Origin of the sequence: Acinetobacter suaedae (genome assembly GCF_008630915.1) — a bacterium.
Taxonomy (GTDB): domain Bacteria; phylum Pseudomonadota; class Gammaproteobacteria; order Pseudomonadales; family Moraxellaceae; genus Acinetobacter; species Acinetobacter suaedae.
In genome coordinates, this window is the sequence record NZ_CP043909.1 from 1,839,668 (window position 1) to 1,865,972 (window position 26,305).

A 26,305-nucleotide genomic window follows, 5' to 3' on the forward strand; every position below is an offset into this window, starting at 1 on the left:
ACTACCGTGACAGGCGGCATGGATGCCGCCTTGTTGGGCTGCGGTAGCAAGGACGTACCGTCAGCTCAACAAAGGATTTTTGTTACTTTTCATCCCTGAAAAGTAAGGCAATGCATTTGCAAAAAACATCTGCTCCTACACAACATATGTGGCAATGCCTTTAACGCTTAACCTAATCTTTACGAAAGGATTAGCTTTCATCCTGCTTTCTTCATTGCAAAATCCTTACCAAATAACAATTTATTTCTAAATGTTGAAATTGGTGTTTGATCTGCAATCAATTCCGCATACCACATGCCATCTTCAGTATCACCGAACAGTACCGCACCGATGACTTTATCTTTTTGAATAATGATACGTTTGTAAATTTGTCGTTTTTCATCATTCAGGATAATGTCTTCGTAATCTTCTTTCGGTTCAAAATTTCCAGCCGAGAATACATCAACACCACTAACTTTAAGCTGAGTTGGAACGGTTGGTGATTTGAAAGTTAAACTACCGTGTTCTGCCAAGTGTGTTGCACAGATAAATGCTTGTCCCCACAATGGTTCGACGAGACCAAAGGTCTGATTACGATGCTCAATACATTCACCCACTGCATAAATACTTGGGTCAAATGTTTGCATCGTATCATTAACCAAAATACCACGATTACAACGTAAACCAGCACTTTGAGCCAAAGCAATATTTGGACGAATACCTACAGCAAATACGACAAGGTCGGCATCCAACACTGTGCCATCTTTCAGACGTACTTGGTTAACATGACCATCTTTACCAATCAATGCTTCAGTATTTGCCTCAGTGATAATATTAATCCCTTTTTCTTCAATGCTTTGACGCAACATACGACTCGCACGTCCATCAAGCTGACGCTCCATAATGCGATCCATCAAATGAAGAACAGTGACATTCATGCCACGTTGCTTGAGACCGTAAGCTGCTTCTAAACCGAGCAGACCACCACCAATCACCACAGCATTTTTCTTCGTTTCGCAATATTTAATCATGGTATTAACATCATAAATATCACGGAAGCTGATCACACCTTTCAAATCCACGCCTTGAACAGGTGGGATAAATGGCGATGAACCTGTTGCAATAATCAAACGATCGTAATCGACACTTTCACCTTTTTGCGTATGTACCACTTTACGAGTACGATCGATTTTTACAGCTGGATCATCTGCAATAAATTTGATGCCCTTATCGCTGTACCATGCATGTGGATGCAACATAATGTCATCAATGGTTTTCTCACCAGAAAGTACGGGTGAAAGCATGATACGGTTATAATTACCCCAAGGCTCTTCACCAATCACCGTTACATCATAACGATCAGGTGCCATGTCGAGTAAATCCTCTAGACAGCGCATTCCTGCCAAACCATTACCGATCAAAACGAGCTTCAATTTTTCTTGAGAAACACCGTTATTGGTAATATAAGTTTTTTGCGGAACAGTACCTACCCAAACTCGACCATTTTCGATTTTGGTTGGGAAAACAGAAAGCTTTTGATCTTTATCTTCTAGGCATCGACCTGTTGCTAGACTGAAGTGCTGCTTGTAAATCGGTGAGGCAATAACACGCTCACCTTGCAAATCACCAATAATACCGCGCGCCATGACATTTGCTTGGCTAAACGGATCTTTATTACTTAATGCATAAATACGTTTTTCGTTCCCTACGCGAAATAAAGCAACGGATTGACCCGCAATAAGTGCACCGACACCTGTATTTGGCGTGATGTCATCAAGATGACACACATCAATCCATTGATTTTCTGGAAGCATATTCATGTCTTTTAGATTTGTCATTTTGATTCTCCTTATGCTTCTACCATCGGGATACGATCAACTGAACGTTCAGCTTCATTTAATGGACGGATCTGATCACGCACTTCGGTAAATTGAATATATGGATCAGCTTGCTCTTCAGCGCTTGCATTAATGTAAGTTTGGAAGCGTTTACGAATCTCAGGATTCTCTACCGCAGTACGCCATTCGTCTTGATAAGTTCCAATGACATGTGCCATGCGATTTTCAAGCTCTTCTGCAAGACCAAGCGAATCATCAACAATCACAGCTTTGAGATAATCTAAACCACCTTCCATGTTGTCACGCCATACACTGGTACGTTGTAAACGATCAGCAGTTTGGATATAAAACATAAAGAAGCGGTCGATATAACGAATCAAAGTTTCAGTATCTAGATCAGACGCTAAAAGCTCTGCATGACGTGGTTTCATTCCACCATTACCACACACATATAGGTTCCAGCCTTTTTCTGTCGCAATAACACCGACATCTTTACCTTGTGCTTCAGCACACTCACGCGTACAACCCGACACAGCCATTTTTAGTTTGTGCGGTGAGCGTAAGCCTTTGTAGCGGTTTTCTAATTCAATCGCTAAACCAACAGAATCATCTACGCCATAACGGCACCAAGTGCTACCTACGCATGATTTCACTGTACGCAATGATTTACCGTAAGCATGACCTGACTCGAAGCCTGCTGCATTCAACTCTTCCCAAATAAATGGTAGCTCGTGCAGTTGTGCACCAAATAAGTCAACACGTTGACCACCTGTAATTTTGGTATACAGGTTATATTTTTTAGCAATTTGACCTACAGCAATCAAACCATCTGGAGTAACTTCACCACCTGCCATACGCGGCACAACAGAGTATGAACCATCCTTTTGGATATTTCCTAAGTAGTAGTCATTACTGTCTTGTAGACCTGCGTGAGTTGGTTCCAACACAAAGTCATTCCAGCACGATGCCAAAATGTTTGCTGTCATTGGTTTACAGATATCACAACCTAAACCATGGCCATGTTGTTGAATCAAATCATCAAATGTTTTGATTTCATTGACACGCACCAAGTGATAGATCTCTTGACGTGAGTATGGGAAGTGTTCGCAGACATGGTTATTAACCGTTACCCCCTGACGTTGCAACTCAGACTTTAAAACTTGAGTAACTAATGGCGCGCAACCACCACATGCTGTTGCTGCTTTAGTACATTTCTTTAAAGCACCTAAAGAGGTCGAACCATCACAAATCGCTTGGCAAATATCTGCTTTCGACACGTTGTTACATGAACAAATTGTTGCGCTGTCTGGAAGTAAATCAACACCACTGCCACCCGCTTTCGCACCAGAATCAGCAAATCCTGGCATGATTAAGCTTTCAGGTGTTTCTGGCAATGCCATACCATTCAACATCATTTGTAAAAGATCGTTATATTCTTTTGCATCACCAACCAGTACTGCACCCAGTAATTTGGTTTTATCTGCATCGACAACGATTTTCTTATAAACCAACGCATCTTCGTCTGCATAGAAATAGCTAAGCGAGTTCGGTGTCATACCATGTGCATCACCTACTGATGCCACATCTACACCCATCAATTTCAACTTCGTGCTCATATCAGCACCAGTGAAACAATGTGTTTCTTCAGCTAAGATATGTTTGGCTGCAATACGCGCCATATCATAGCCAGGTGCAACCAGACCAAAAATTTTATTATCCCAAAGTGCACATTCACCAATTGCGTAAATGTTTTCATCAGAGGTTTGGCAGTAATCATTGATTTTGATACCACCACGCTCCCCAAGTTCCAAACCGCTTGAACGTGCTAATTCATCACGTGGGCGGATCCCTGCAGAGAATAAAATAATGTCTGTTTCTAGTTCGCTACCATCGGCAAACTTCATCACATGTGTAGCGTCATTCCCTGCTTCGATACATTGTGTCGCTTTTTGAGTATGAACTTTTACACCTAAGTTTTCGATTTTACGGCGTAATACTTTACCGCCTAAATCATCAATCTGTACCGCCATTAAACGTGGTGCAAACTCAACTACATGGGTTTCTAGATTTAAATCACGTAAAGCTTTAGCCGCTTCTAATCCAAGTAAACCACCACCGATAACCACACCTGTTTTCGCATTTAGACTTGCAGCTTTAATCGCATCCAAATCTTCAATGGTACGGTAAACAAAGCAATTCTCACGATCATTACCCGAAATTGGTGGAACAAAGGCATATGAACCTGTCGCCAATACCAATTTATCATAATGAATTACATCACCATGATTAGTTGTGATGGTTTGTTCAGTTGTATCAATGGCAGTTGCTTTAGTATTTAGACGAAGATCAATACCATGCGCATCCGCAAAATCAAAACGTGCAAGAGATAAGTCTTTTGCCGATTTACCAGAGAAGTATTCAGTCAAATGTACACGGTCATATGCAATACGAGGTTCTTCAGCAAGAATTGTAATTTCTAATTCATCATCTGCTTTTTCTAAGATGGCTTCGATGAATTTATGCCCCACCATACCGTGACCAATCATCACTAATTTCATTGTGTCTCTCCTAAAATCTGATTGCAATTAAGCTGCGCTTTGTTGGTCTGCGTGGCGTTCTACTAGTGCTTGTTCGAATAGACGTTGCTCTTTTTCTTTATGCTCTACTGAGAATCGAATAAACATCACAGAACCTGCGGCAATAACAACCAAGCCACCTAAAACCATTAAACAAGTTTGGATATCCAACATACCTTTCAATAAGAACCCAGCCGCAACTGCACCCACATTGCCGCCTGCACCGATAATGCCTGCAACACCACCTAAGGCCTCACGATCAATAAATGGAACCAATGCATAAGTCGCTCCGCACGCCATGTGGGTAAACAGAGCGAAAATCGTCATACTTAAAATTGCCAATGTCACACTATTCATTTGAGAAAATAGAATCAGGAATAAGCCTTCACCTAAAATGAGAAGGAATAAAACCTTAGTACGCCCATCCAATCCTTTTTTAAGCGCCACTCGATCCGATACCATGCCCCCTAAAGCACGGGCAAATAATGCAAGTAAACCAAAAATTCCTGCAGCTAAGCCTGCTTCTTTTAAGCCAAACTCAAAATGAGTGACGTAATACATCGCGATGATGTTATGGATGAAGATTTCAATTCCGAAACAAGCAGCATAAGAGACAAATAAAATCCACACACGATAGTTACGTGCTGCGTGCATTAAAATTGCTAATCCACCTTTTTTATCACTCCCCACCACAACACCTTGTGCGCGAAGTTCTTTAAAATCTCCTTGAGGGCAATCTTGAGTAAATTTCCAATATAAGATCCCAACGATTACCATCATTAAACCAGGCACGATCAATGCGATACGCCACCCCATTGTTTGCTCAACACCAAACATCACCAATGCGGCTAAAACTAAAGGCATGAGTGCTTGCGTTGCACCACCCCCTGCATTTCCCCAACCTGCCGATGCCGCGTTTGCAGTTCCTACAACATTTGGAGCAAACATGATGCTGGTGTGATACTGCGTAATGACAAAGCTCGCACCAATTGCACCAATCAGTAGTCGGAAAAATAGAAATGATTCATAACTATTGGCTGCTGCAACCCCAAATACCGGAATACTTCCAATCAAAAGTAACGCAGTATAAGTTCTACGTGGACCATATTTATCGCACAATGGTCCAACGATAAGACGCACTAGAATCGTGATTGCAACCGCAGCAATATTGATATTGGCAATTTGATCTTTGGTTAAATTAAACTCACCTGCGATTACTGGCATCAACGGTGCACATGCAAACCAAGCAAAGAAACATACGAAGAAAGCTAGCCAACTCATATGGAAGGCACGCATCGCTGGAACGGAAAAGTTAAATAACTTAATTGATGTGGCTTTTTTAGCCGATAGATCTAAAGACATTGCCATCTCCTATACTGAACGTATACTGCTTTGTCGACACAAATCATTGTGTAAACAAACCGATCAGATCGGACATCGTTGGCCGTCTTACTTTTTGAAAAGTCGTCTTTGACTCAATAAAGATTTAGCAAATGTCGTGCCATGTTTCCAATAAAAAATAAAATCAAATATTAATCATTGTTTTTTATATATATTTATAAAAAAACAAAGGTCGCTTTGCATGCACTAAATTGTGCTTTTTAACACAAACATACAGATGACCTGTTTTAACGCACACTTCAATTTGCTTCAAAACATGACTTTTTGCGCACCAAAAATGCACACCCTCATTAAATAGACGGATAAAATCAAATAATTATTTCGTTCAACATTTAAGCAACGATACAATACAGCGCATCAATAGATTGCCTTTGGAAATTTTGCACTATATTAAATTTTCTCATGGCATTAATTTTGCTTAAATAATAAAACCCACAGCACTGACTTCATAACGTGCATAAACCGACTGTTTGACTTTATACTTATGCCGAAACTCAAAATCGTACTCATAGATGATGATCAGGCTCGGGCGGAATACATTAAAACCTGTTTAATTGAACATGATTTTGATGTGGTTGCTTGCTTTACCCTAGATCACTTAAATATATTCAAACTAGAACATCTGCAAGCAGATGTGATCTTACTCGATATGGATCACCCGCATCGTGACGTGATCGAAAGCTGTGTCAGCAACTTTGATCTACCAACTGTGTTATTTACCAAAAACACAGATAAAAATACCATTAAACAAGCGATTGATGCAGGTATAACTGCTTATATTGTCGATGGTATAGATCCCTCACGCCTACATACCATCTTAGATATTTCAATTGAACAATATAAAAAGCATAAAAAACTTGAAGGCGATCTTAGAGATGCAAAAACTAAACTTGCAGATCGTAAAGATATCGAAAAAGCCAAAGTTTTATTAATGCAATTACATGATTTAAGTGAAGATACTGCCTTTCAGCTGCTCAGAAAAAATGCCATGAGTCATCGTATGACTATTGGTGAGATGGCTCGTCGGCTACTCGATGCCCAACAACTTTTAAATAATCAACTAAAGGATGAATAGATGAGCCATTTAGTAGAATTAGAAAAAGTAGACTTGCAGCTTGGCTATATTCCATTACTGGACTGTGTTGCCTTATTATGGGCCAAACAACGTGGCTATTTTGAAGATGTTGGATTAAATATCAGTTTGGTTAAAGAAGCTTCTTGGGCAAGTCTGCGTGATCGCCTTGCTTTTGGGCTGCTCGATGCCGCACATTGCCTATCTGCAATGCTTCCAGCTGCCGCAGTTGGTGCAGATCAAATCGGCATACCATTGCAAACCCCGTTAGTTTTGAGCGAAAACCGTGCGTTTATTAGCCTGAGTCAAAAACTTTGCTATGAATTAGATATTCACCAACACGATCCCGTTGAAATTTCCGCACAGAAGCTGGTGCAAAAAATAAAAGCGCACCAAACGCTTTCTTTGGCGCATGTATTTCAACACTCTATTCATCATTATTGTTTAAGAGAGTGGTTAGCACTTGCAGATGAAGATCTCGCACATTCAATAGATATCAAAACCTTAGCGCCACCCTATATGGTCGAAGCACTCAACACCCACCTGATTGATGGTTTTTGTGTGGGTGAACCATGGAATACTCAAGCTGAGGTCTTCGGTTTGAGTCATATTGTTTGTTCGAGTCAGGATATTATTCCAAACGTAGCAGATAAAGTATTGGCAGTGACCCAAGAGTGGGCTCAACAACATCCAAACACTTTGATTGCTCTCACCAGTGCAGTGTTGAGAGCACAAAAGGAATTACAGGAAATAAAAGACTTTTCTCCAGTTTGGAGATTACTGGTCGAGTTTGACATTATTCAATTCAATTGTTCTCCTGAAGTCCATGTCGAAAAGTATTTTAAGATTCAAAACATCATTCGAAACTTTATACAAATAGATGCTGCACCTAAGACAAAAGATTTTGAGTGGTTGTTTCTACAAATGCAAAAATGGCAAATTCCACAACACATACCTAAATCTGAACTTGATTTAGCTCAAGGGTGCCTTTTATTAAAAACTTATCAAAGCGCTGTAGACTTGAATATTAAAATTTAGCTTAAAAAAAAGCTGTCTTTAGCAAGTAAAGACAGCTTTGAAAGACCCAAAAAGGCTAAGCCAATCAATATAGCCTTTTAAGTAAAATAATCTTAGTCAAACTCTGCATATCTTTTTCGGACATTTTTATGTCATTAACCGCCATACAAAACACAAAGATGCATCACTTTTGCCAATGCATAATTTTCTAACAACGCACAAGGAATAAGCATTTTTTTGTTAAATACAAAATATGTTATCAATCAAAGTAAATTTGAATGCAGAGCTTCCTTTGAATGAATGACTCAATACCTCACCGATTTAGCTAAACCAAAGCATAAAACCAATAAATTAAAATAAAAACAATATGTTATATAGGTTAATTTTACTTAAACTTTAATATTTACAACACTTATCCAGTATTTATAGATCAATATAAACCATACATCAATATCTACTCTTTAGAGCAATGACTACTGAGTTACACAAATGTCATGAACCAATACAGGTAATTCAGTTTAAAATAGTGAAACTTTAAAAATATCGAAAAATTTGTCATATTTTAACATTGCCAATTCCTTGCAAAGTTCTCATTATATGCAGCATGCTTGGTATGCAAATTTCTTCATCGATTAAATGAAATTATAAAAAAATGCAGAATTTTGTGCCATAATAAGCAAACTTTGCAGACATCTTGCAAAAAACATTTGCAGTTTTAGAATTGGAGCAGGCTGAATGAGCTCAACCATTTTGGTGATTCACGGACCGAATTTAAACTTGCTAGGAAAGCGTGAACCAGAAGTTTATGGTTACCTCACCCTAGATGATATTAACCAACAGCTCACTGCTCAAGCTAAACACGCATCATTTATATTAGACACATTTCAAAGTAATTGGGAAGGTGCGATTGTTGATCGTATCCATGAAGCACAAAATCAAGGTGTTAAATTTATTATTATTAACCCCGCTGCTTTAACCCACACTTCAGTTGCTATACGCGACGCCCTTCTTGGTGTTGCAATCCCATTTATTGAGGTGCATTTGTCAAATGTTCACGCACGTGAACCATTTCGTCATCACTCATATTTATCAGACAAAGCCATAGGCGTGATTTGTGGCTTAGGCGCACAAGGTTATTCTTTTGCGCTCAACTACGCTATCGAAAAAATTCAATCTACTAATTAATTTAAACCTTCAGGAATGCTCACTCATGGATATCCGTAAAATCAAGAAGCTCATCGACTTGATGATTGAATCTGACTTACAAGCGATTGAAGTTAAGGAAGGTGATCAATCCATCTCATTGACTCGCCCAACACCAGTTTATGCCGCTGCTCCTGTTGCTGCTCCTGCTGCAACAGCTCCTGCTACACCCGTTGCAAAAACACCACGTGGTGCTGTTGAAACTTCCCCTATGGTTGGTGTGTTTTATGCTGCACCAAGCCCTGGTGAAGCACCATTTGTCAAAGTTGGTCAAACTGTTTCAGCTGGTGAAACACTTGGGATCATTGAGGCAATGAAAATCATGAACCCCATCGAAGCAACCCAAAGTGGTGTTATCGAAGAGATTTTAGTGAAAAATGGTGATGTCATTCAATTCGGTCAACCATTATTCCGCTATCGCGCTTAATCAGTCTGGGGATTTCTATGTTGCAAAAAGTATTAATTGCAAACCGTGGTGAAATCGCTTTACGAATTACTCGGGCTTGCAAAACTCTCGGCATTAAAACTGTTGGTATATATTCTGATGCAGACAAGGATTTAATGCACTTACGCTTCGTAGACGAAGCTGTTTGCATTGGACCGGGTACAACGAGTGAAAGCTATTTAAATATTCCTGCAATTATTACTGCCGCAGAAATCACAGGTGCTGATGCAATTCACCCTGGCTATGGTTTTCTCTCAGAAAATGCTGAGTTTGCTGAAATTGTAGAAAGTTCTGGCTTCATTTTTATTGGTCCTCGTCCTGAGCATATTCGTCTCATGGGGAACAAAGTGTCCGCGATTATTGCGATGAAGAAAGCTGGTGTGCCTACCGTTCCTGGTTGTGACCACGCAGTAACTATTCACAATGCACTTGCTGAAGCCAAAGAAATTGGTTTTCCTCTGATCGTTAAGGCTGCTGCTGGTGGTGGTGGTCGTGGTATGCGTATCGTTGAACGTGTTGACACTTTACTCGAGTCTGTTCAAGCTGCTCAACGTGATGCTGAAATGTGGTTCGGTGATGACACTGTTTACATGGAACGCTTTTTACAAAAACCTCGCCATGTAGAAGTTCAAGTACTTGGTGATGGAAATGGTCATGCAATTCATTTATATGATCGTGATTGTTCGCTCCAACGTCGTCATCAAAAAGTATTAGAAGAAGCACCTGCGCCAAATCTTCCAGAACAAGCACGTGCTGATATTCTCGAAGCTTGCGTAAATGCATGTAAGCTCATGCAATATCGTGGCGCAGGTACATTCGAGTTCTTATTTGAAGATGGTGAGTTCTTCTTTATCGAGATGAACACACGTGTTCAAGTTGAACATCCTGTTACCGAGATGGTGACTGGGGTCGATATCATTGAACAACAGCTTCGCATTGCTGGTGGTTTAGGTTTAAACCTTGAACAACATGAGATCGAAGTAAAAGGTCATGCGATCGAATGCCGTATCAATGCAGAAGATCCAACTACCTTCCTCCCTTCACCTGGTAAAATCAACAGTTTTTACGCGCCAGGTGGTGCAGGTATTCGCTTAGATTCTCATATTTATCAAGGCTACAGCATTCCTCCATACTATGATTCAATGATTGCAAAATTAATTGCTCATGGTAAAGACCGCGAAACATCTCTTGCACGTATGCGCCAAGCACTTGATGAAATGATTTTGACAGGTATTAAAACCAATATTCCACTGCATAAAGATCTAATATTGAAGGATAAAAACTTCTGTGAACAGGCAATGGATATTCATTATTTGGAAAAGCATTTGTTAAAACAGCTCGAACCTAAAGCTGAAACTGCTTAAATAAAAAACCTCTTATTTACGAATAAGAGGTTTTTTTATACCAATACTTTATGGCAAAACACGGCGTAAAGTTGCAAAGCACTTGTCGCCTTTCTCATTGGCACAAAAATCTATCGTATGGGGATTAGCCCATTTGACAAAATATTGAGAAACCTCACCTGTTTGATCGACTTGTTGACCTGAACAATCAACTTCATTATTATCATATTTGATTTGTAAAATAAGTGCTGGTAAGCGTTCTTGTTGATTATCAGAAGGTTGATAGTCATACATTCCATAAGACCACTCCTTACCGCTTCTAATTACAACCTCATTTGCACCACGAAAATTATAGTACTCAACACATTTTTTATTATTTGGTATTTCCATTCCCCAAAGCCCCATAATTTCAGGACGATTCGTCACACGTATGCTATTCGCTGTTGCCATTTGGGGTGTGGTTACAACATTCGTATTCGCTGTCGTTTCAGCCAATGTCCATGTTGAACAAGCACACAAGAATCCAATAATATAAATATTTTTCATAGATTTAATTTAAGTTATCATCTAAACATTCCTTGGCTTTAACTTAGCATATTTTTCAACAAAAACACTGATTCATAACCATATCGACACAATATTTTTCTGGTGTGATTTATTTATTGATTTTGCTTTTTTCAGGTATGCTAAGACCAATTTGAACGAAATTTTACTGTAAAAATTTAGCTTTAGGGATCAAAGCCATGAAATTTTCTGAATACGTCCAATATGATGGTCTTGGTTTAGCTCAACTTGTAAAAAATAAAGAAATTCAAACGATAGAATTATTGGAGCTTGCTCTAGCACGAAGCACCCAGGTCAACCCCAAGCTCAATGCAATTATCATCCCGATGTATGAACAAGCCAAACAACGTGCTTCACAGAATCTATCGGGGCCATTTGCAGGCGTTCCCTTTCTAGTAAAAGATTTATTTCAAGAGTATCAAGGTGTACCCACTTCTTATGGCAGCCATTCATTAAAAAGAATAAATTACACCCCTGATTTTAATGCAGAAATTGTAAACCGTTGGGAAAAAGCAGGAATCATTACTTTTGGTCGAACCAATACACCAGAATTTGGAATCAAAGGAATTACTGAACCCGATGCCTGGGGGGCATGCCATAATCCATGGAATTTAAAACATAATAGCGGTGGTTCATCGGGTGGATCTGCTTCAGCAGTAGCAGGCGGTATTGTACCCATTGCTGGTGCTGGAGATGGTGGAGGCTCAATCCGTATTCCTGCATCTTATTGTGGCTTGTTTGGGCTTAAACCAAGTCGAGGTCGTACACCATGGGGACCACAATATAGTGAGGCTATGCATGGCGCAGCGATGCAACATGTTTTATGCAAAACGGTTCGTGACAGTGCTGCTATGCTTGATGCAGTGCAAGGTCCTGAACAAAGTTCACTTTTTACAATTCAGGCACCCAATCAAAAATATCTGGATATCATCCAGCAATCACCTAAAAAACTTAAAATCGCATTTAACACCCAATCACCTATTGGTACTAAAGTTTCTAAAGATGCTATTCAAGCCATTCAACAGACTGCCAAACTTTTAGAGTCACTTGGACATGTGGTGGTGGAAGATCGTCCCAAAATCGATGGATTGGCTTTAGCAAAAGACTTTATTACGACATGGTTTAGCCAATTCTCATATATGCAAGCACAAATCAAACAAATGACAGGTTCTACAGATCAAGATTTTGAACTTGATTCGATTGCTTTGGCTGCATTTGGTACTAAAACAACAGCAACTGAATACATTCACAACCTCAATAACTGGGGACTTTATAGCACTCAAATGAACATTTTCTTTGAGCAATATGATCTTTATTTGACCCCAACTACGGCTTCAGTTGCACCAAAAAATGGTGAGATTGCTACTCCTGCGTGGCAGAAACCCATTCTAAAAGGTTTACTAAAACTCGGAAAAGCACATTATCTTGCTCAAGGGAAACTGGTTGAAAAAATGGTACAAGACAATTTAAGCTGGGTACCATTCACACAATTGGCAAATGTTACTGGCTTACCAGCCATGTCAGTGCCCTTATATTGGAATAAGCATGATTTACCACTTGGCAGTCAGTTTATTGCTCCATTTGGGCGGGAAGATCGTTTGTTACAACTCGCAGCTCAGTTAGAACAAGCTCAACCATGGATGCCTCAATACAAGAAAATATCGCTTTAATATTATTTTTGGGTTGCCGTCTCAAGCTGATTCGGCAACCAATAAATCAAGATCAAACCGAACAGCACAATAAGGCCTGCACACAAGAAAATGGTTGCACCCGATAAAAGCGTCCAGTAATGTCCAGCCAACAAACTTCCAGATGCTACTCCCAAGCCCCACATTGTGCTATACAAAGCTTGCCCGCGCCCCTGTTGGCCCGCTGAAAAATTTTGGAAAATTACTTTCATCGCAATTAAATGAAACAAACCAAAGCTAAATGCATGTAAACATTGCGCCAATAATTGCCCCATATAGTTCGTTTCAAAGATTCCAACCAATAACCAACGTACACTTGTCATAATTAAACAAACAGCAACCAATATTCGCCATGAAAAACGACGAAAGAAAAGCTTATGGGCTACAGCAAACATGATGATTTCAGCAATAACACCGGTCGCCCATAAGCTTCCAATTTGTGTCGTACTGTAACCCACCTCATGTAAGTAATTACTATAAAAGCTATAAAATGGTGCCTGAGAAAATAACAAAATAAATTCAATGGTAAAAAATGCTGCAATCATTGGTCGCTTTAATACTGGCCACAATGGTTCTAATTTTTCCTGTGAACTCGGTGCATGCTTAGGCTCTTGGATCGTAAATGACCATAAGAAAGCAAGAAATGAAATTGCTAGAAGTAAGATCGGCAACATTGATATTGGAATAACTTCAAGTAATGCCCCGATGGCAAATACACCAACAATAAAGCCTACAGAACCCCATTTTCTCACTCGCCCATAAAGCTCTGCTCGCTTCTCTCCCAACCAAAATAATGTTACCCCTTCAAATTGGGCTAAAATTGCATTCTGAAAAAAACTAAAAATCAGCATCAACAACGCAACAGACTGAAAATTATTTGGAATAATAAAAATTAAAAACCAAATACACGCCTCCATCCACGTTGCAATTCGAACGAGAAGCATACGTCTACCCGATTTATCCGCAATCCAACCCCAAATCAATGGTGCAAAAAATCGAGTGATAATCGCAATAGAAGACAAAATTCCTATTTCTTGGTAATCAAAGCCCTGATCTTGAAGATATAAATTCCAATAAGGCATAAACGTCCCCACGATCGCGTAGTAAAATAGATAAAAACCGCCTAATCGTGTTTGGATTGTAAGAAGTTGGGACAAGTTATAGACCTTCACATTTTCAATACACTGTCGTATCAAATCATTTTGCTAAGCTGAGTCGTAAATTGTAGCGTAATCAAGCAATCAATAAATCAATTTAGCTAAAATATTTTAAATAAAAATAGTTCTAAGGGAAATAGTAATTAATGATTAGAAAAATCATAAAATCAAGTAGAGAAAACGCATTAAAATTAGATGATGAATTTTAAAATACAGCACTTTTTTATATTTTAACAACCGTAAATCAATATTTTAAAAATTAGAGATAAATATCGTTCTATCTCTAATTCATATAAATACCTTCTAATACAATATTATTTTAATTAAGCCTCAGGCATTAACGAAGAATGATGACTCGTAATTAGCCACTGTTTACCATTCCATTGGTAAGTATAACTATAGCGAGCTTTTACAGACTCTCCAGTTTTTGCAAAAGAAAAAGTATAGACCCCTGTATCCAATGCAGTATTACAACCAATATCAATAAATCGCGTTTCAATCTTTCCAGAAGGTGCATTTTCCATGAAATGCTTAAAATAATCTTCCTTTTCAGCAGGGGTAAATCTCAATTTATTAGATAAAGTTGGAAGTAAAACTGAGTCCTCAGCGTAAAGCTTTACAATGCTTTCAGGTTCTCCACTTTGTAAATCTTGATTCCATTTTTCAAATAATGCGCTAATTTCTTGATCATTTGTGCTTTTACATGCTTTTATTTGGTGTGCAGAATGATCATCAAACTTACCCATACTCACACAACCTGATAAAACACCGCCAAATAACACAGAAACGTAAACCAGTTTCAATTTGTACCTCCTTATTGTTAAGTAATTATCTTATTCAATTCATAAAATGGAACTTATATTTAGTTCATTTAATAAATCCTCCACATTTTACGTTTAGTTTTATATTCACAATTAGCATAAAATCTCTTTTTTGTTATTTATCTGTATCAACTTAAATTACAATTAAATAAACTAAGACCACATAATATAAAATTCAATTATAGATATTAATTATTATATACATAGTATATTTAAATATATCGTATTTAGAATCATTATCTCTACTAACAATTCCTCACTTGTAGTTCTTTGTCAGTATTGGCAAGGTTACTACTAGTGAAATATCTGGAAATTGAAACACATGGCGAGTCCAGCACAAGCTATACGACACAAACTACTTAATACTTTCTTTTCAAGACATTCGATTTGGTTCTTATGTATTTTTACCGCTTTAACGATTACATGGTTCAAGATCACCCACACCCCGCATACCATTTATTATTTTATATCTGATACTTTGCTTAACGGCTTATGGTTAGTGACAGGGATCCTCACCCTTGTTGGTTTATATGATTTACTACAAAAGAAGCATGCCATTTTAAGAAACTATCCAATCCTCGGACACTTTCGTTTTATTTTTGAAGATGTTCGTCCTGAAATTCGACAATACTTTATTGAAGCCGATCAGGATGCGCTGCCTTTTTCACGAATGCAACGAAGCCTCGTCTATCAACGCTCTAAAAATGAAAATGCAGATAAACCCTTTGGTTCTATTATTGATGTTTATGAACCTAATTATCGCTTTATCGTTCACTCAATTACGCCTTGTCCACCAGCTGATCCCAAAACCTTTCGTGTAGATATCGGGAATGCACAATGTAGCCAGCCTTATAGTGCTTCTATCATGAACATCTCCGCAATGAGTTTTGGTAGTTTGAGTGCAAATGCAATTCGTGCTCTAAATCAAGGTGCTCGATTAGGTAATTTTTATCACGATACAGGCGAAGGAAGCTTGAGTCCGTATCATCTAGAAAATGGTGGTGATATTGTTTGGCAAATCGCCAGTGGTTATTTCGGTTGTCGTACAGCCGAAGGTTTATTCGATCCTGAGAAATTTGCTCAGCAAGCTAAAAAACCACAAATCAAAATGATTGAGGTTAAACTTTCTCAAGGTGCTAAACCTGGTCACGGTGGCATCCTACCAAAACATAAAATCACTGAAGAAATTGCACGTATTCGTGGTATTTCTAGGGAACATGATTGCGTTTCTCCTTCGAAACATCCAAGTTTCAACACCCCAATTGAAATGATGCATTTCATTCAGCAACTTCGAGAACTTTCAGGCGGAAAACCAGTTGGATTTAAGTTGTGTATTGGTCAGCCATGGCAATTTATGAGTATCGTAAAAGCAATGCTAGAAACTAAGATTGTTCCTGATTTTGTCGTTATCGATGGCTCTGAAGGTGGAACAGGCGCAGCACCAATTGAATTTAGTGATCACATAGGAACACCTTTACGTGAAGGCTTGCGTTTCGTGCACAACACACTTGTTGGCGCAGGTTTACGTAATCAGGTTAAAATTGGGGCGAGTGGAAAGATCATCAGTGCTTTTGATATTGCCAGCACTTTTGCCCTCGGAGCGGATTGGGTGAATTCAGCGCGGGGCTTCATGTTTGCCGTAGGTTGTATCCAAGCTCAAAGCTGTCACACAAATCAATGCCCAGTAGGAGTCGCCACGCAAGATCCTGACCGCCAAAAAGCCATTCATGTACCAAGCAAAGCAGAACGCGTATTTAATTTCCATAAAAATACACTGCATGCCCTTTCTGAAATGATTGCCGCAGCAGGCTTACAACACCCTTCAGACATTAAGGCTCATCATTTGGCACAACGCATGAATGATCGTGAAATCAAAAACTATGCACAAACCCATTTCTTCTTAAAAGAAAATGAGTTACTGCAAGATGATTTACATGATGATGAGAACTTTTATTATCGCATGTGGAAAATGGCAGATGCTAAAAGCTTTTAATTTAAGTTGATTAATAAAAATCACCACTAATAATAGTGGTGATTTGGTTTTGCATGCAGAAATGCTGGAATTAATCCTGTTAATGCCGCACGAATATCAGCACGCTCATTGATCAATTGATGTGAGCCTTCCTCTAGCATTAATAAAGTCTGTAACCTAAATTTACGGCGAATATACTCAATGTTGTATCGCCAATCTACAGTCTGATCCAGTGCACCTTGTGCTAACCACACAGGAATACGACAAGCTGGTCGCTGCTCCATTTCTAGCATCCATTTTGACATCGCAAGTATCCAATCCATCCCCATCATACGAGGTTGTAACGGATCTTTGAGCCGGATAAAACGCAAAAACTCTGGATTATGATTATTACGACGAAAATGACGTGGTACTTGGCTTTTAATACGACGAATGATGCCTAAGCCCACAGAATTGTGCCACCAAGCTGTTTTTGCAGGTCGAATTAATGGCGATAACAACAATACTCGGTCTACGATTGGATCTTCTCGGCGTTCCGCAAATTCTAATAAGTGATGCATCCAAATTGCCCCACCCGTACTTTGACCAATACCCAACCAAGGTTTAGGTAATTGTTGTACATCACGCACGGCATCATAGACAGCATGAAGTACTTGTTGGTAGTGATCAAAATTTTGGATGCTGGCAGCAGAACCATCACTTAAACCATGTCCAGGCAAATCATAAGTCAGTACACTAAAACCCTGATCAAGAATCTCTTTAATAATGGGTTGATAGATACCACTATGCTCCAAATAACCATGTAATAAACACACGGTACCCTGCACATTGTCTTGTAAAGGTTGAAAAACTTGTACATGTAAACGAAATAGAGGCATTTCCACATAACCTTGCCAATGCTTACATTCAAGTGAATCCAACCCATACAATTTACGATAAGCTAAAAGTGCTTTTGGCGGTTCAATCGTTTTATTCAAATCTAACACCTCTAGTAGCTGAGGTGTTGTCTCGCGATTAGGAACAGGTAAATCAAGTTGCTTTAAAATTGTCGGATTTAGGAAAGGAATATTTGACATTATGGTATCTCCCGACAATCACTTGAACCAAACAGAACATCACGAATCGTGGCAAGCAACTCATAATTTGCACGTCGACTATGATCATAATTCTTTTCACTTGGACGCCAGCTTGTTAATTTCGTTGGCATCGGCGCAACGACAGGAACCGTTTCGATCCCATTCAATGCAAATAAACGCCGCGTTCTTGGCATGTGATATTCATCCGTAATAAGAATGACTTTAGGAGCACCACCTTTCTTCTGAAGAAGTAAAGAGCTAAAACGCGAGTTTTCACAAGTGTTCATACTTCTATTTTCTAATAATTTTGCTTTAATGCCACGCTCTTCTAACCAAGCTTGCATATAAGGCGCTTCCACACCACTCAGTACAATAGGCAAATCATATTGTTTTTCAACTTCCAACGTACGCTCTAAACGCAGCCTCGTATAATTATTTACAACAATATCTTTACCATTTTCACCAAGTGTTAAACCACCACCTAAAACAACAATCGCATAAGGCTGATTTGTATCTTTAGAATCAATCATTTCTTGTTTATTCTTTTTCGATTCATGCAAATCCTTACTCAGCGATGATTCTTGTTCCTTATTTACGGGTAGAGGCACTGGATAAGTATTAAGAAAATCTACATATGCATCAATTAAGGCTCGATTATCAGAAATACGATGCTCTAAAAAACTCAATGGACTGCTTGCAGCTGACTCATCCTCTTGTACATGCTCCAATGCCTCTGCTGCAATAATTGGCTTTTGATTTACTTGTTCAGGTTCTTTGTCTTGCTCTTCAACAATGAGTTTTTGCAACAATTGATAGCGAACTTGCAGAATTCTAAGCTCTTCCGAGTCAGGTTCTTTTTCACCTTCCTCCAGCAATTGTAGGTAAGCTTGTCTGGCAATCCATAAATTTGAACCAGGCTCTAGACTCTCATGCTCACTCAAAGCTGCTGATTTCTGACTTTCAGCAGCAGTCTCATTAACATTAAATGAAACAAAGTGGTTTAAGCCCTTAACCATTACTTGCGAATAAAAAGGTGAATATAAAAAAAGCACAAAACAGCCCAATAGCACGAAAAGTATAGTAATTACTCGCACTAAACTGACCATCCAATGCACTTTTTTCATATATCTCCTCAACTCTGATGTGATTGAATTAAACCATGTTCACTGTACAGCACAGGTTCAGGTTCTAACTGAATGCCAAATTTATGTTTAACTTCATTCTGTACCGCTTGGTAAGTATGTTGAACATCAACCAATGTAGCATCAGAGTAATTTACCAATACCAATGCTTGCTTATGGAACATTCCCACAGGACCAAGTCGTTTTCCCTTCCAACCTGCCTGATCGATTAACCAGCCTGCTGCAACTTTAACACTGCTATTGCTTTGAGGATAATGTGGAATGTTTGGGAATTGTTGAGTAATTTTGTCAAATTCAACTTGTGTTAAAATCGGGTTTTTGAAAAAACTACCAACGTTTGGGAATTCTTTAGGATCTGGTAGCTTACTTTGACGTATATGAATGACTTGATTCTGCAAGTTCTCAGCCGTCAGTTCATCTCCTACAGCCTGTTTGAGATCACCGTAGCTTAGCTTGAGCTCCGCATGCTTTAATAATCTAAAAATAACACTCACGATAATATAACGCTGAGGATAATCTTTAAAAATACTATGGCGATAAGAAAAGTGGCAGTCACAAGCAGCAATCGTGTCAAATTGCTTAAGTTCACGATCATAGACTTGAACAGATTCAATAAACTCACCCACCTCCACACCATAAGCACCAATATTCTGCACTGGCGAAGCACCCACCAAACCTGGAATTAAAGCAAGATTCTGTAGGCCAAACCAATTTTGCTTGGTGCTATATAATACAAAATCGTGCCAAACTTGACCTGCACCAACTTTCACTGTGACGGTTTGATCATCTTCGCCCAGCACCGTTATACCTTGAATATTCAGGTGAATTACCAAAGCGCGAATATGTTGTGGAAGTAGTAAATTACTCCCCCCAGACAAAATAAGAACATTTAAATGTTCTTGTTCCGCAAATGCCAAAGCCTCAACAATCTCACTCGACTGATTAATTTGAACATAATGAGAAGCAATTACATCAAGATTTAAGGTGTTTAAATGTTGGAGTTGAACCTGTTGTTTTACTTGCATATGACATTTAACCTTATTACACAACGCTCATTTGTTCTTTTAAAAAGTGTACCCATGCTTGGCTGCTAGACTCACATTGATCAAGCACACGCTCAAAACCATCAGCTCCACCATAGTACGGGTCTGGAACTGCCTGTTGGTTATATTGAGGATCATGTTCACTCATTAAAGCAATTTTTGCTCGAATATTATGTTCACCGAACTGGCTGACAGCCTTGACCATAAACGACTGAATATTCTCAAAATTCTCATAATCCATTGCTAAAATCAAATCAAACTCAAGAAAATCATTTAGGCACATTTGCCGCGCTCTCAATGCTGAAAGATCATAGCCTCGCTGCATTGCATGTTGTTGACTTCGACGATCTGGTGCTTTATTCGGATGATAGTTGCTTGTACCAGCAGAATCGACAATTACATTTAAGCCATGCGCATCACAATAATGTCTGAAAACAACTTCTGCTGTTGGGGAACGGCAAATATTTCCTAAACAGACACACAACACCTTATAGGGCGTTTTAGATGGCATAATCACCTCAGAGCTATACAGTCAAATAGCGTCTTATCTTAATTTATTTGTGTACTGAAACCTATAGCAATATCATATAAAAATGTTGTACTTATTGGGTTTTGTTAACATTTTAACGATGCTTTTGAACTATGTCAGATACGCATAGAGAAATACTGACAATTATAAATATGCGTGGCAGAATGAAAATTATCAAATCCCCCAAGCATAAGGATACAAGTATGAACTCGTTTCAATTTCAGACCGTTTCCAATATTATTTCAGGCTTGGGCTCTATCAATGAACTCAGCAATATCCTTCTCTCGGGAAAGTATCATAAAGCACTTTTAGTCACTGATCAGGGAATGATTCAGCATCAGCTTCACTTACCTATCCTAAAAATTTTAGATCAAATTGGATTGGACTATATTATTTATTCAGATATACAAGCCGACCCTCCAGAACACCTTGTATTAGAAGCAGTTGAGTTCGCCAAACAGGAGAAGATTGATGTTGTGATCGGTTTTGGGGGTGGCAGCTCTATGGATGTCGCAAAATTAATTGCACTACTCGCACACCCACAACAACAGCAACATCTCACTGAGATTTATGGAATAAATCAGGCAAAGGCACCTCGTTTGGCTTTAATCCTTGTTCCGACTACAGCTGGCACAGGCTCAGAAGTCACGCCTATTTCAATTGTTACTACTGGTACAACCACCAAAATGGGCGTTGTCTCACCTATTCTTTATGCTGATGTGGCAATTTTAGATGCAACATTTACCCAAGCATTGCCAGCACATATCACTGCCGCAACAGGAATAGATGCAATGGTACATGCGATAGAAGCCTACACATCACAGATTAAAAAGAATTTCTATGCGGATATGTTAGCTAAAAATGCATTATTATTACTCAATAATAATTTGGCGAAAGTACTTAAGAATGGATCTGATCTCGAGGCACGTCAAAATATGTTGGTAGGTTCAATGCTGGCTGGTCAAGCATTTGCTAATGCACCTGTGGGTGCAGTGCATGCCTTAGCATATCCATTAGGTGGACATTTTCATCTTTCACACGGCCATACTAACGCACTCGTTCTTGTTGAAGTTCTAAAGTTCAACGCGCCAAAAGCGAAACAATATTATGCTGAATTAATGCAACTATTAGATCCTCGAAGCACAGGCTGTACCGACGGCCTATGTGATTTGTTCATTGATCATATGCAAAATCATTTAGACCACAGTGGTTTGACATTAAAACTTAAAGACTTAAATATTGCAGAGTCACAATTAGCACAACTTGCAAAAGATGCGATGTTACAAACTCGATTATTGCAAAATAATCCTAGAGAGATGACAGAACAAGACGCTTTACAAATTTATCAGGCGATTTATGCATGAGTAAACCAACTTTAAGAACACGTGAACAATTTAAATTCTTTTTTAACATTCAAACACGTTGGGCCGATAATGATATTTATGGTCATGTGAATAATGTGACCTATTATAGTTACTTTGATACTGCCGCAAACTCACTCCTCATTCAGAAAACAGGGTTTGACATTCACAACAGCGAAATTATTGGATTAGTCGTTGACTCAGCATGCAGCTTCCTCCAAGAATTGTCTTTTCCAGAAATCATTGAAGTCGGTGTTGCAATTGGAAAAATTGGTAACTCTTCCTTACGTTATGAGTTAGCAATTTTTAAACAGCATCAAATACAAGCTGCTGCTCAAGGGCATTTTGTTCATGTATTTGTCGATCGAGAAAATCGTAAAAGTACAGCAATTCCTCAAAATATGCGTGAGGTACTTAATCAATATCTACTGATAGAAAAATAACAACCAAGGCAAAGTGAAAAAACTTTGCCTTGGTTAAGTAGACTAAGGTTTCAACTGGATATTTTGCAACTCAGCATCAAATGTATCCACTAAACTTTTAATCGTTGGCTCTTTATGCAACAACTCTACTGCACGATTAAATGCTTTTTCCTTACGTGAGTTTTGCAGAATCAAAGGTGTATTGGAGCTCACATCACCATACTCTACACTGAACTGGGTCTTCGGCCATTGTGCTTTCAATGCTTCCTCTAAACCATGTTGCAATTGAGACAACATTCCCTCGTATTGCTGTGGAATATGAAAAATAGAAGCACCATTAATTTGCCCATGCATCACGCCATGCTGTGCGAGCTCTTGTACTGCTGGTGACAATTGACTGGTTCTAAACCAATATTCCCATTTCGCTAAATCCCACTCTCCTTCTAACACCTGCATAGGCAGCTTGAGAATGTCCTGAGGCATTAAATTTGTTGGTGCCACATCATCTTGTTGCGTCATAAATTCATCTGGCTTTTCTCTATCGCCAGTCTCTTTTATAACTGCTTCAGGAATAGCCACATCGACAGGTTGAGTATCATCCGCCTCCGCCACTAAATCGAAATGATCATCCTGCACCTGCTCAACGAGCTGCTCGCTCAACTGAACTTTGGGATTTGATTCAACTGAGAAGACTAAAACCTCTTCTGACTTAGTGATATCTGCCTGAAAATGTTGCTGATCAACTGATGTATCCAATCCAATAAGTTGCCCATCCTCAGCATCAAACACCATTAGATCGGAATTTTTCGGTTCAGGTTCAGGTTCAGGTTCAGGTTCAGGTTCAGGTTCAGGTTCAGGTTCAGGTTCAGGTTCAGGTTCAGGTTCAGGTTCAGGTTCAACATTAACTACTTTAGAATCTACCGCAAGCTGCTGTTCAACACCTGAACTTTGAATGAATTGCTGGGATGTCGTTGTTTTAACAGCCACAGCTGAATGATCATTGACGGTCACTTCACCTATGCTTAATGGCCTAAATGCAAGCATCCGCAGAACACACATTTCAAAACCTTGTTCTTGTGTGACTGCCAACTGCAAATCTGCACGGCCTTTACATGCGATTTGATAATAAAGTTGTAAATCTTGTGCTGAAACTAAACGAGCAAGATGTAAGATTTTTTGATTAATTTCTTCACTATATTTTAGAGCAAGATCAGGCAAATACTGCAACATGGCCAATTCATGCAATGTCGAAACCAACTGATCGAGAACCAATGAAACATCTAATGCCTGCTGTCTAAATTGCATCAGCAATTGACTGACTTGCGCCTGCTGATTTTGATGAATCGCTAAAATCAAATCATAAATAATTGTACGATCAATCAAGCCCAGCATATCTTTGACATCTTGATGATGTACTGCACCCTGACCATAAGCAATCGCTTGATCAGTTAAAGATAATGCATCACGTAACGAACCTTGTGCAGACTCAGCAATTTGCCAAATTGCATCTTGATCCGCATCAATATGCTCTTTAGTCAAAATCGTTGTGAGATGCTCGGTAATTTCATCTACAGCCAGAGGGCGCAACGTAAACTGCAAACAACGTGAGATCACCGTAATCGGAAGCTTTTGCGGATCAGTCGTTGCAAATAGAAATTTTACATGCTCAGGTGGTTCTTCCAATGTTTTAAGTAAGGCATTAAAAGAATGCGTAGAAAGCATGTGCACCTCATCGATCAAGTAAACTTTGAACCGACCTTGTGTTGGTGCATAAGGAACGTTATCAAGCAATTCACGAGTGTCTTCGACTTTAGTTCTTGATGCTGCATCAATTTCGATTAAATCAATAAAACGACCTTCATTCACCGCATTACAAGTAGCACATACTTCACATGGCGTTGAAGTTACACCAGTTTCACAATTCAAACACTTGGCTAAGATACGGGCAATCGTGGTTTTACCAACCCCACGCGTTCCTGTAAATAAGTAAGCATGGTGTAAACGTCCACGTTCCAAAGCGCTGGTTAACGCACGAGAAACATGATTTTGCCCCACTAACTCATTGAAATTACGAGGACGGTATTTTCTTGCCAGTACTTGATACATGTATGCTCCCTTTTCGCATCTTAAGCATACTGTTTTTTTGAAAGACTGTGAACGAATACGCTGCTAATTGATCAAGATTAAATACATTTCATTATTTTTATTTCCACTATGATTACATCACAACAATGCTTGCGCCAATCTCCAACTGCATAGACAATACACCTCAAATTTATACATTTTTGGTTTTCTCCTCATGTCACAACAATCTTTGACTGTTTTAGGCGGTATTACTGCAGAACAATTTCTTGCCGAATATTGGCAAAAAAAACCTTTACTTGTACGCAATGCAATGCCTGAGATCATCGGTTTATTAGAGCCATCAGATGTTCAGGAACTCGCATTGGAGGAAGATGTTACCGCTCGCTTAATCCGTCAAAAAAATAAAAATCCAAATGAATGGCATGTCAAATCATCGCCACTAACCAAAGGCGACTTCCAAAAACTACCCAATCTTTGGACACTCTTGGTACAAGCAGTAGACCACTACTCTTTTGATATCGCAGAATTATGGAAGAAATTTCCTTTTATTCCACAGTGGCGACGTGATGACATCATGGTGTCTTATGCACCTAAAGGAGGATCTGTTGGCAAACATTTTGACTTTTATGATGTTTTTTTAGTACAAGGTTATGGTCATCGCCGTTGGCAATTAGGTCAAAAATGTGATGAATCAACTGCTCTTATTCCCGACCAGCCACTAAAGCTCCTCGCGGAAATGCATATTGAATTTGACGAAGTGCTTGCACCTGGAGATTTACTTTACGTTCCGCCAGGACTTGCACATTATGGTGTTGCAGAAGATGATTGTTTAACTTTTTCTTTTGGCTTCCGTATGCCAAATCTTTCAGAAATGATTGATCAGGTCAGTGATAAGTTTGCTGAAAATGAAGCACTTAAAAAACCACTCACCGACATTGCACGCCAACACACTACAACTGTCGGTGAAATCAACAGTACAGAGCTTTCCTATTTAAAAGCACAATTGTTAGATTATCTTACTCAAGCCCCAGAGTTTGAGGCGGCAATCATGTCTTATATGAGTGAATCAAATTACCCGAACAGCATTCCTGAGCCTGAAGAAATTACAGCCGAAGATTTACTGGGTGTAATTGATACTGGTTATCAACTAATTTTGGAACCAGCATCAAGACTCCTCTACAGAAGACTAGGTGACAATTTAGACTTCTGGGCAAACAGTGAAAATGTATGTGTATCCAAAAATTTTGAACATGAATTAAAGAAAATCGCAGATGGTGAAAGTCTAGAGTTTAATGAAGCGTTTAATCAAAATGAGATATTAGAAGATATCGCTCAATTGCTTAATAATGCAATTGTGATGCTTTTACCTCCAAATTAACTTTTTAGGAACAACTTTCGAGTATATTTATGGAAACGTATAAAGCACATCAACGATGTCGTTTTATTTTAAGCCACAAATTATACTCGGAAGCTTCATCCAATTATTTGTATAAAAATTACATCTGAATATTTGAATAACAATATAAAATTCATAAAATTATTATCAACAATAGAAACTATACGTTAGACCT

Annotated in this window: 21 protein-coding genes; 10 read left to right on the top strand and 11 right to left on the bottom strand. The window is 38.9% G+C overall.

Going from position 1 to position 26,305, the window contains the following annotated elements; genetic code table 11:
* Positions 1-197 precede the first annotated feature (197 nt).
* The 3 genes from nirD to F2A31_RS08630 are packed head-to-tail and all read right to left on the bottom strand — an operon-like array spanning position 198 to position 5,755.
* A complete protein-coding gene (nirD, locus tag F2A31_RS08620; RefSeq protein ID WP_150026045.1) occupies positions 198-1,817 on the bottom strand; it encodes a nitrite reductase small subunit NirD in 1,620 nt (539 codons plus the stop codon).
* Between the two features lie 11 nt (positions 1,818-1,828).
* Positions 1,829-4,375: a nitrite reductase large subunit NirB gene (nirB, locus tag F2A31_RS08625; RefSeq protein WP_150026046.1), complete on the bottom strand. Its 2,547-nt coding sequence runs from the start codon at positions 4,373-4,375 to the stop codon at positions 1,829-1,831.
* Between the two features lie 27 nt (positions 4,376-4,402).
* The gene (locus F2A31_RS08630) at positions 4,403-5,755 is read right to left on the bottom strand and encodes an MFS transporter (RefSeq protein WP_150026047.1); all 1,353 of its coding nucleotides are present in this window, start codon (positions 5,753-5,755) and stop codon (positions 4,403-4,405) included.
* Positions 5,756-6,278: 523 nt separating this feature from the next.
* Here F2A31_RS08630 and F2A31_RS08635 point away from each other — a divergent pair.
* The 5 genes from F2A31_RS08635 (at position 6,279) to accC (ending at position 10,895) form a co-directional block, all read left to right on the top strand.
* Positions 6,279-6,869 (top strand): ANTAR domain-containing response regulator, encoded by a 591-nt coding sequence (locus F2A31_RS08635; protein ID WP_150026048.1) that lies wholly within the window; start codon positions 6,279-6,281, stop codon positions 6,867-6,869.
* Positions 6,870-7,904, top strand: coding sequence for an ABC transporter substrate-binding protein (locus F2A31_RS08640; RefSeq protein ID WP_150026049.1), 1,035 nt, complete (start codon positions 6,870-6,872; stop codon positions 7,902-7,904).
* A 714-nt stretch (positions 7,905-8,618) separates the two neighbouring features.
* Entirely contained in the window at positions 8,619-9,068 is a 450-nt protein-coding gene (aroQ, locus tag F2A31_RS08645) for a type II 3-dehydroquinate dehydratase (RefSeq protein WP_150026050.1), read from the top strand.
* A gap of 25 nt (positions 9,069-9,093) precedes the next feature.
* Positions 9,094-9,513 (top strand): acetyl-CoA carboxylase biotin carboxyl carrier protein, encoded by a 420-nt coding sequence (gene accB / locus F2A31_RS08650; protein WP_150026051.1) that lies wholly within the window; start codon positions 9,094-9,096, stop codon positions 9,511-9,513.
* A 17-nt stretch (positions 9,514-9,530) separates the two neighbouring features.
* Positions 9,531-10,895, top strand: a complete 1,365-nt coding sequence (gene accC, locus F2A31_RS08655) for an acetyl-CoA carboxylase biotin carboxylase subunit (RefSeq protein WP_150026052.1) — start codon at positions 9,531-9,533, stop codon at positions 10,893-10,895.
* A gap of 48 nt (positions 10,896-10,943) precedes the next feature.
* Here accC and F2A31_RS08660 read toward each other — a convergent pair whose 3' ends face one another.
* Complete coding sequence (locus F2A31_RS08660; protein ID WP_150026053.1) at positions 10,944-11,420, bottom strand: hypothetical protein; 477 nt, start codon at positions 11,418-11,420, stop codon at positions 10,944-10,946.
* Positions 11,421-11,617: 197 nt separating this feature from the next.
* Between F2A31_RS08660 and F2A31_RS08665 the strand changes: the two genes are divergently transcribed.
* Positions 11,618-13,108, top strand: a complete 1,491-nt coding sequence (locus F2A31_RS08665; protein WP_150026054.1) for an amidase — start codon at positions 11,618-11,620, stop codon at positions 13,106-13,108.
* A 2-nt stretch (positions 13,109-13,110) separates the two neighbouring features.
* On the opposite strand, the gene F2A31_RS08670 is transcribed toward F2A31_RS08665, so the two are convergent.
* Positions 13,111-14,283 (bottom strand): MFS transporter, encoded by a 1,173-nt coding sequence (locus F2A31_RS08670; protein WP_171490574.1) that lies wholly within the window; start codon positions 14,281-14,283, stop codon positions 13,111-13,113.
* 323 nt (positions 14,284-14,606) lie between these two features.
* Positions 14,607-15,086, bottom strand: coding sequence for an SgcJ/EcaC family oxidoreductase (locus F2A31_RS08675; RefSeq protein WP_150026055.1), 480 nt, complete (start codon positions 15,084-15,086; stop codon positions 14,607-14,609).
* A gap of 340 nt (positions 15,087-15,426) precedes the next feature.
* Between F2A31_RS08675 and F2A31_RS08680 the strand changes: the two genes are divergently transcribed.
* Complete coding sequence (locus F2A31_RS08680) at positions 15,427-17,097, top strand: FMN-binding glutamate synthase family protein (protein ID WP_150026056.1); 1,671 nt, start codon at positions 15,427-15,429, stop codon at positions 17,095-17,097.
* Between the two features lie 26 nt (positions 17,098-17,123).
* Here F2A31_RS08680 and F2A31_RS08685 read toward each other — a convergent pair whose 3' ends face one another.
* The 4 genes from F2A31_RS08685 to F2A31_RS08700 are packed head-to-tail and all read right to left on the bottom strand — an operon-like array spanning position 17,124 to position 20,848.
* Positions 17,124-18,152 carry an alpha/beta hydrolase gene (locus tag F2A31_RS08685; protein WP_150026057.1) on the bottom strand — a complete coding sequence of 343 codons (1,029 nt, stop codon included), beginning with the start codon at positions 18,150-18,152 and terminating at the stop codon, positions 17,124-17,126.
* Positions 18,152-19,276, bottom strand: coding sequence for a YdcF family protein (locus F2A31_RS08690; protein ID WP_150026058.1), 1,125 nt, complete (start codon positions 19,274-19,276; stop codon positions 18,152-18,154). The genes F2A31_RS08685 and F2A31_RS08690 overlap by 1 nt, the downstream gene beginning before the upstream one ends.
* Positions 19,277-19,284: 8 nt before the next feature.
* Positions 19,285-20,319, bottom strand: a complete 1,035-nt coding sequence (murB, locus tag F2A31_RS08695; RefSeq protein WP_150026059.1) for a UDP-N-acetylmuramate dehydrogenase — start codon at positions 20,317-20,319, stop codon at positions 19,285-19,287.
* Between the two features lie 16 nt (positions 20,320-20,335).
* A complete protein-coding gene (locus F2A31_RS08700; protein ID WP_150026060.1) occupies positions 20,336-20,848 on the bottom strand; it encodes a low molecular weight protein-tyrosine-phosphatase in 513 nt (170 codons plus the stop codon).
* 221 nt (positions 20,849-21,069) lie between these two features.
* Between F2A31_RS08700 and F2A31_RS08705 the strand changes: the two genes are divergently transcribed.
* The gene (locus F2A31_RS08705) at positions 21,070-22,230 is read left to right on the top strand and encodes an iron-containing alcohol dehydrogenase (RefSeq protein ID WP_150026061.1); all 1,161 of its coding nucleotides are present in this window, start codon (positions 21,070-21,072) and stop codon (positions 22,228-22,230) included.
* Positions 22,227-22,670: an acyl-CoA thioesterase gene (locus tag F2A31_RS08710; protein WP_150026062.1), complete on the top strand. Its 444-nt coding sequence runs from the start codon at positions 22,227-22,229 to the stop codon at positions 22,668-22,670. The genes F2A31_RS08705 and F2A31_RS08710 overlap by 4 nt, the downstream gene beginning before the upstream one ends.
* Before the next feature lie 42 nt (positions 22,671-22,712).
* Here the strand turns inward: F2A31_RS08710 and dnaX are convergent, their stop codons facing one another.
* On the bottom strand, positions 22,713-24,755 hold the full coding sequence (dnaX, locus tag F2A31_RS08715; RefSeq protein WP_150026063.1) for a DNA polymerase III subunit gamma/tau: 2,043 nt from the start codon (positions 24,753-24,755) through the stop codon (positions 22,713-22,715).
* Between the two features lie 193 nt (positions 24,756-24,948).
* Between dnaX and F2A31_RS08720 the strand changes: the two genes are divergently transcribed.
* Positions 24,949-26,112 carry a ribosomal protein uL16 3-hydroxylase gene (locus F2A31_RS08720; RefSeq protein ID WP_150026064.1) on the top strand — a complete coding sequence of 388 codons (1,164 nt, stop codon included), beginning with the start codon at positions 24,949-24,951 and terminating at the stop codon, positions 26,110-26,112.
* Positions 26,113-26,305: the final 193 nt, after the last annotated feature.

Bases quoted from the DNA above. Each gene is read 5' to 3' on its own strand.
- nirD (WP_150026045.1), bottom strand. From the start codon at position 1,817: ATGACAAATCTAAAAGACATGAATATGCTTCCAGAAAATCAATGGATT.
- nirB (WP_150026046.1), bottom strand. From the start codon at position 4,375: ATGAAATTAGTGATGATTGGTCACGGTATGGTGGGGCATAAATTCATC.
- F2A31_RS08630 (WP_150026047.1), bottom strand. From the start codon at position 5,755: ATGTCTTTAGATCTATCGGCTAAAAAAGCCACATCAATTAAGTTATTT.
- F2A31_RS08635 (WP_150026048.1), top strand. From the start codon at position 6,279: ATGCCGAAACTCAAAATCGTACTCATAGATGATGATCAGGCTCGGGCG.
- F2A31_RS08640 (WP_150026049.1), top strand. From the start codon at position 6,870: ATGAGCCATTTAGTAGAATTAGAAAAAGTAGACTTGCAGCTTGGCTAT.
- aroQ (WP_150026050.1), top strand. From the start codon at position 8,619: ATGAGCTCAACCATTTTGGTGATTCACGGACCGAATTTAAACTTGCTA.
- accB (WP_150026051.1), top strand. From the start codon at position 9,094: ATGGATATCCGTAAAATCAAGAAGCTCATCGACTTGATGATTGAATCT.
- accC (WP_150026052.1), top strand. From the start codon at position 9,531: ATGTTGCAAAAAGTATTAATTGCAAACCGTGGTGAAATCGCTTTACGA.
- F2A31_RS08660 (WP_150026053.1), bottom strand. From the start codon at position 11,420: ATGAAAAATATTTATATTATTGGATTCTTGTGTGCTTGTTCAACATGG.
- F2A31_RS08665 (WP_150026054.1), top strand. From the start codon at position 11,618: ATGAAATTTTCTGAATACGTCCAATATGATGGTCTTGGTTTAGCTCAA.
- F2A31_RS08680 (WP_150026056.1), top strand. From the start codon at position 15,427: ATGGCGAGTCCAGCACAAGCTATACGACACAAACTACTTAATACTTTC.
- F2A31_RS08685 (WP_150026057.1), bottom strand. From the start codon at position 18,152: ATGTCAAATATTCCTTTCCTAAATCCGACAATTTTAAAGCAACTTGAT.
- F2A31_RS08690 (WP_150026058.1), bottom strand. From the start codon at position 19,276: ATGAAAAAAGTGCATTGGATGGTCAGTTTAGTGCGAGTAATTACTATA.
- murB (WP_150026059.1), bottom strand. From the start codon at position 20,319: ATGCAAGTAAAACAACAGGTTCAACTCCAACATTTAAACACCTTAAAT.
- F2A31_RS08700 (WP_150026060.1), bottom strand. From the start codon at position 20,848: ATGCCATCTAAAACGCCCTATAAGGTGTTGTGTGTCTGTTTAGGAAAT.
- F2A31_RS08705 (WP_150026061.1), top strand. From the start codon at position 21,070: ATGAACTCGTTTCAATTTCAGACCGTTTCCAATATTATTTCAGGCTTG.
- F2A31_RS08710 (WP_150026062.1), top strand. From the start codon at position 22,227: ATGAGTAAACCAACTTTAAGAACACGTGAACAATTTAAATTCTTTTTT.
- dnaX (WP_150026063.1), bottom strand. From the start codon at position 24,755: ATGTATCAAGTACTGGCAAGAAAATACCGTCCTCGTAATTTCAATGAG.
- F2A31_RS08720 (WP_150026064.1), top strand. From the start codon at position 24,949: ATGTCACAACAATCTTTGACTGTTTTAGGCGGTATTACTGCAGAACAA.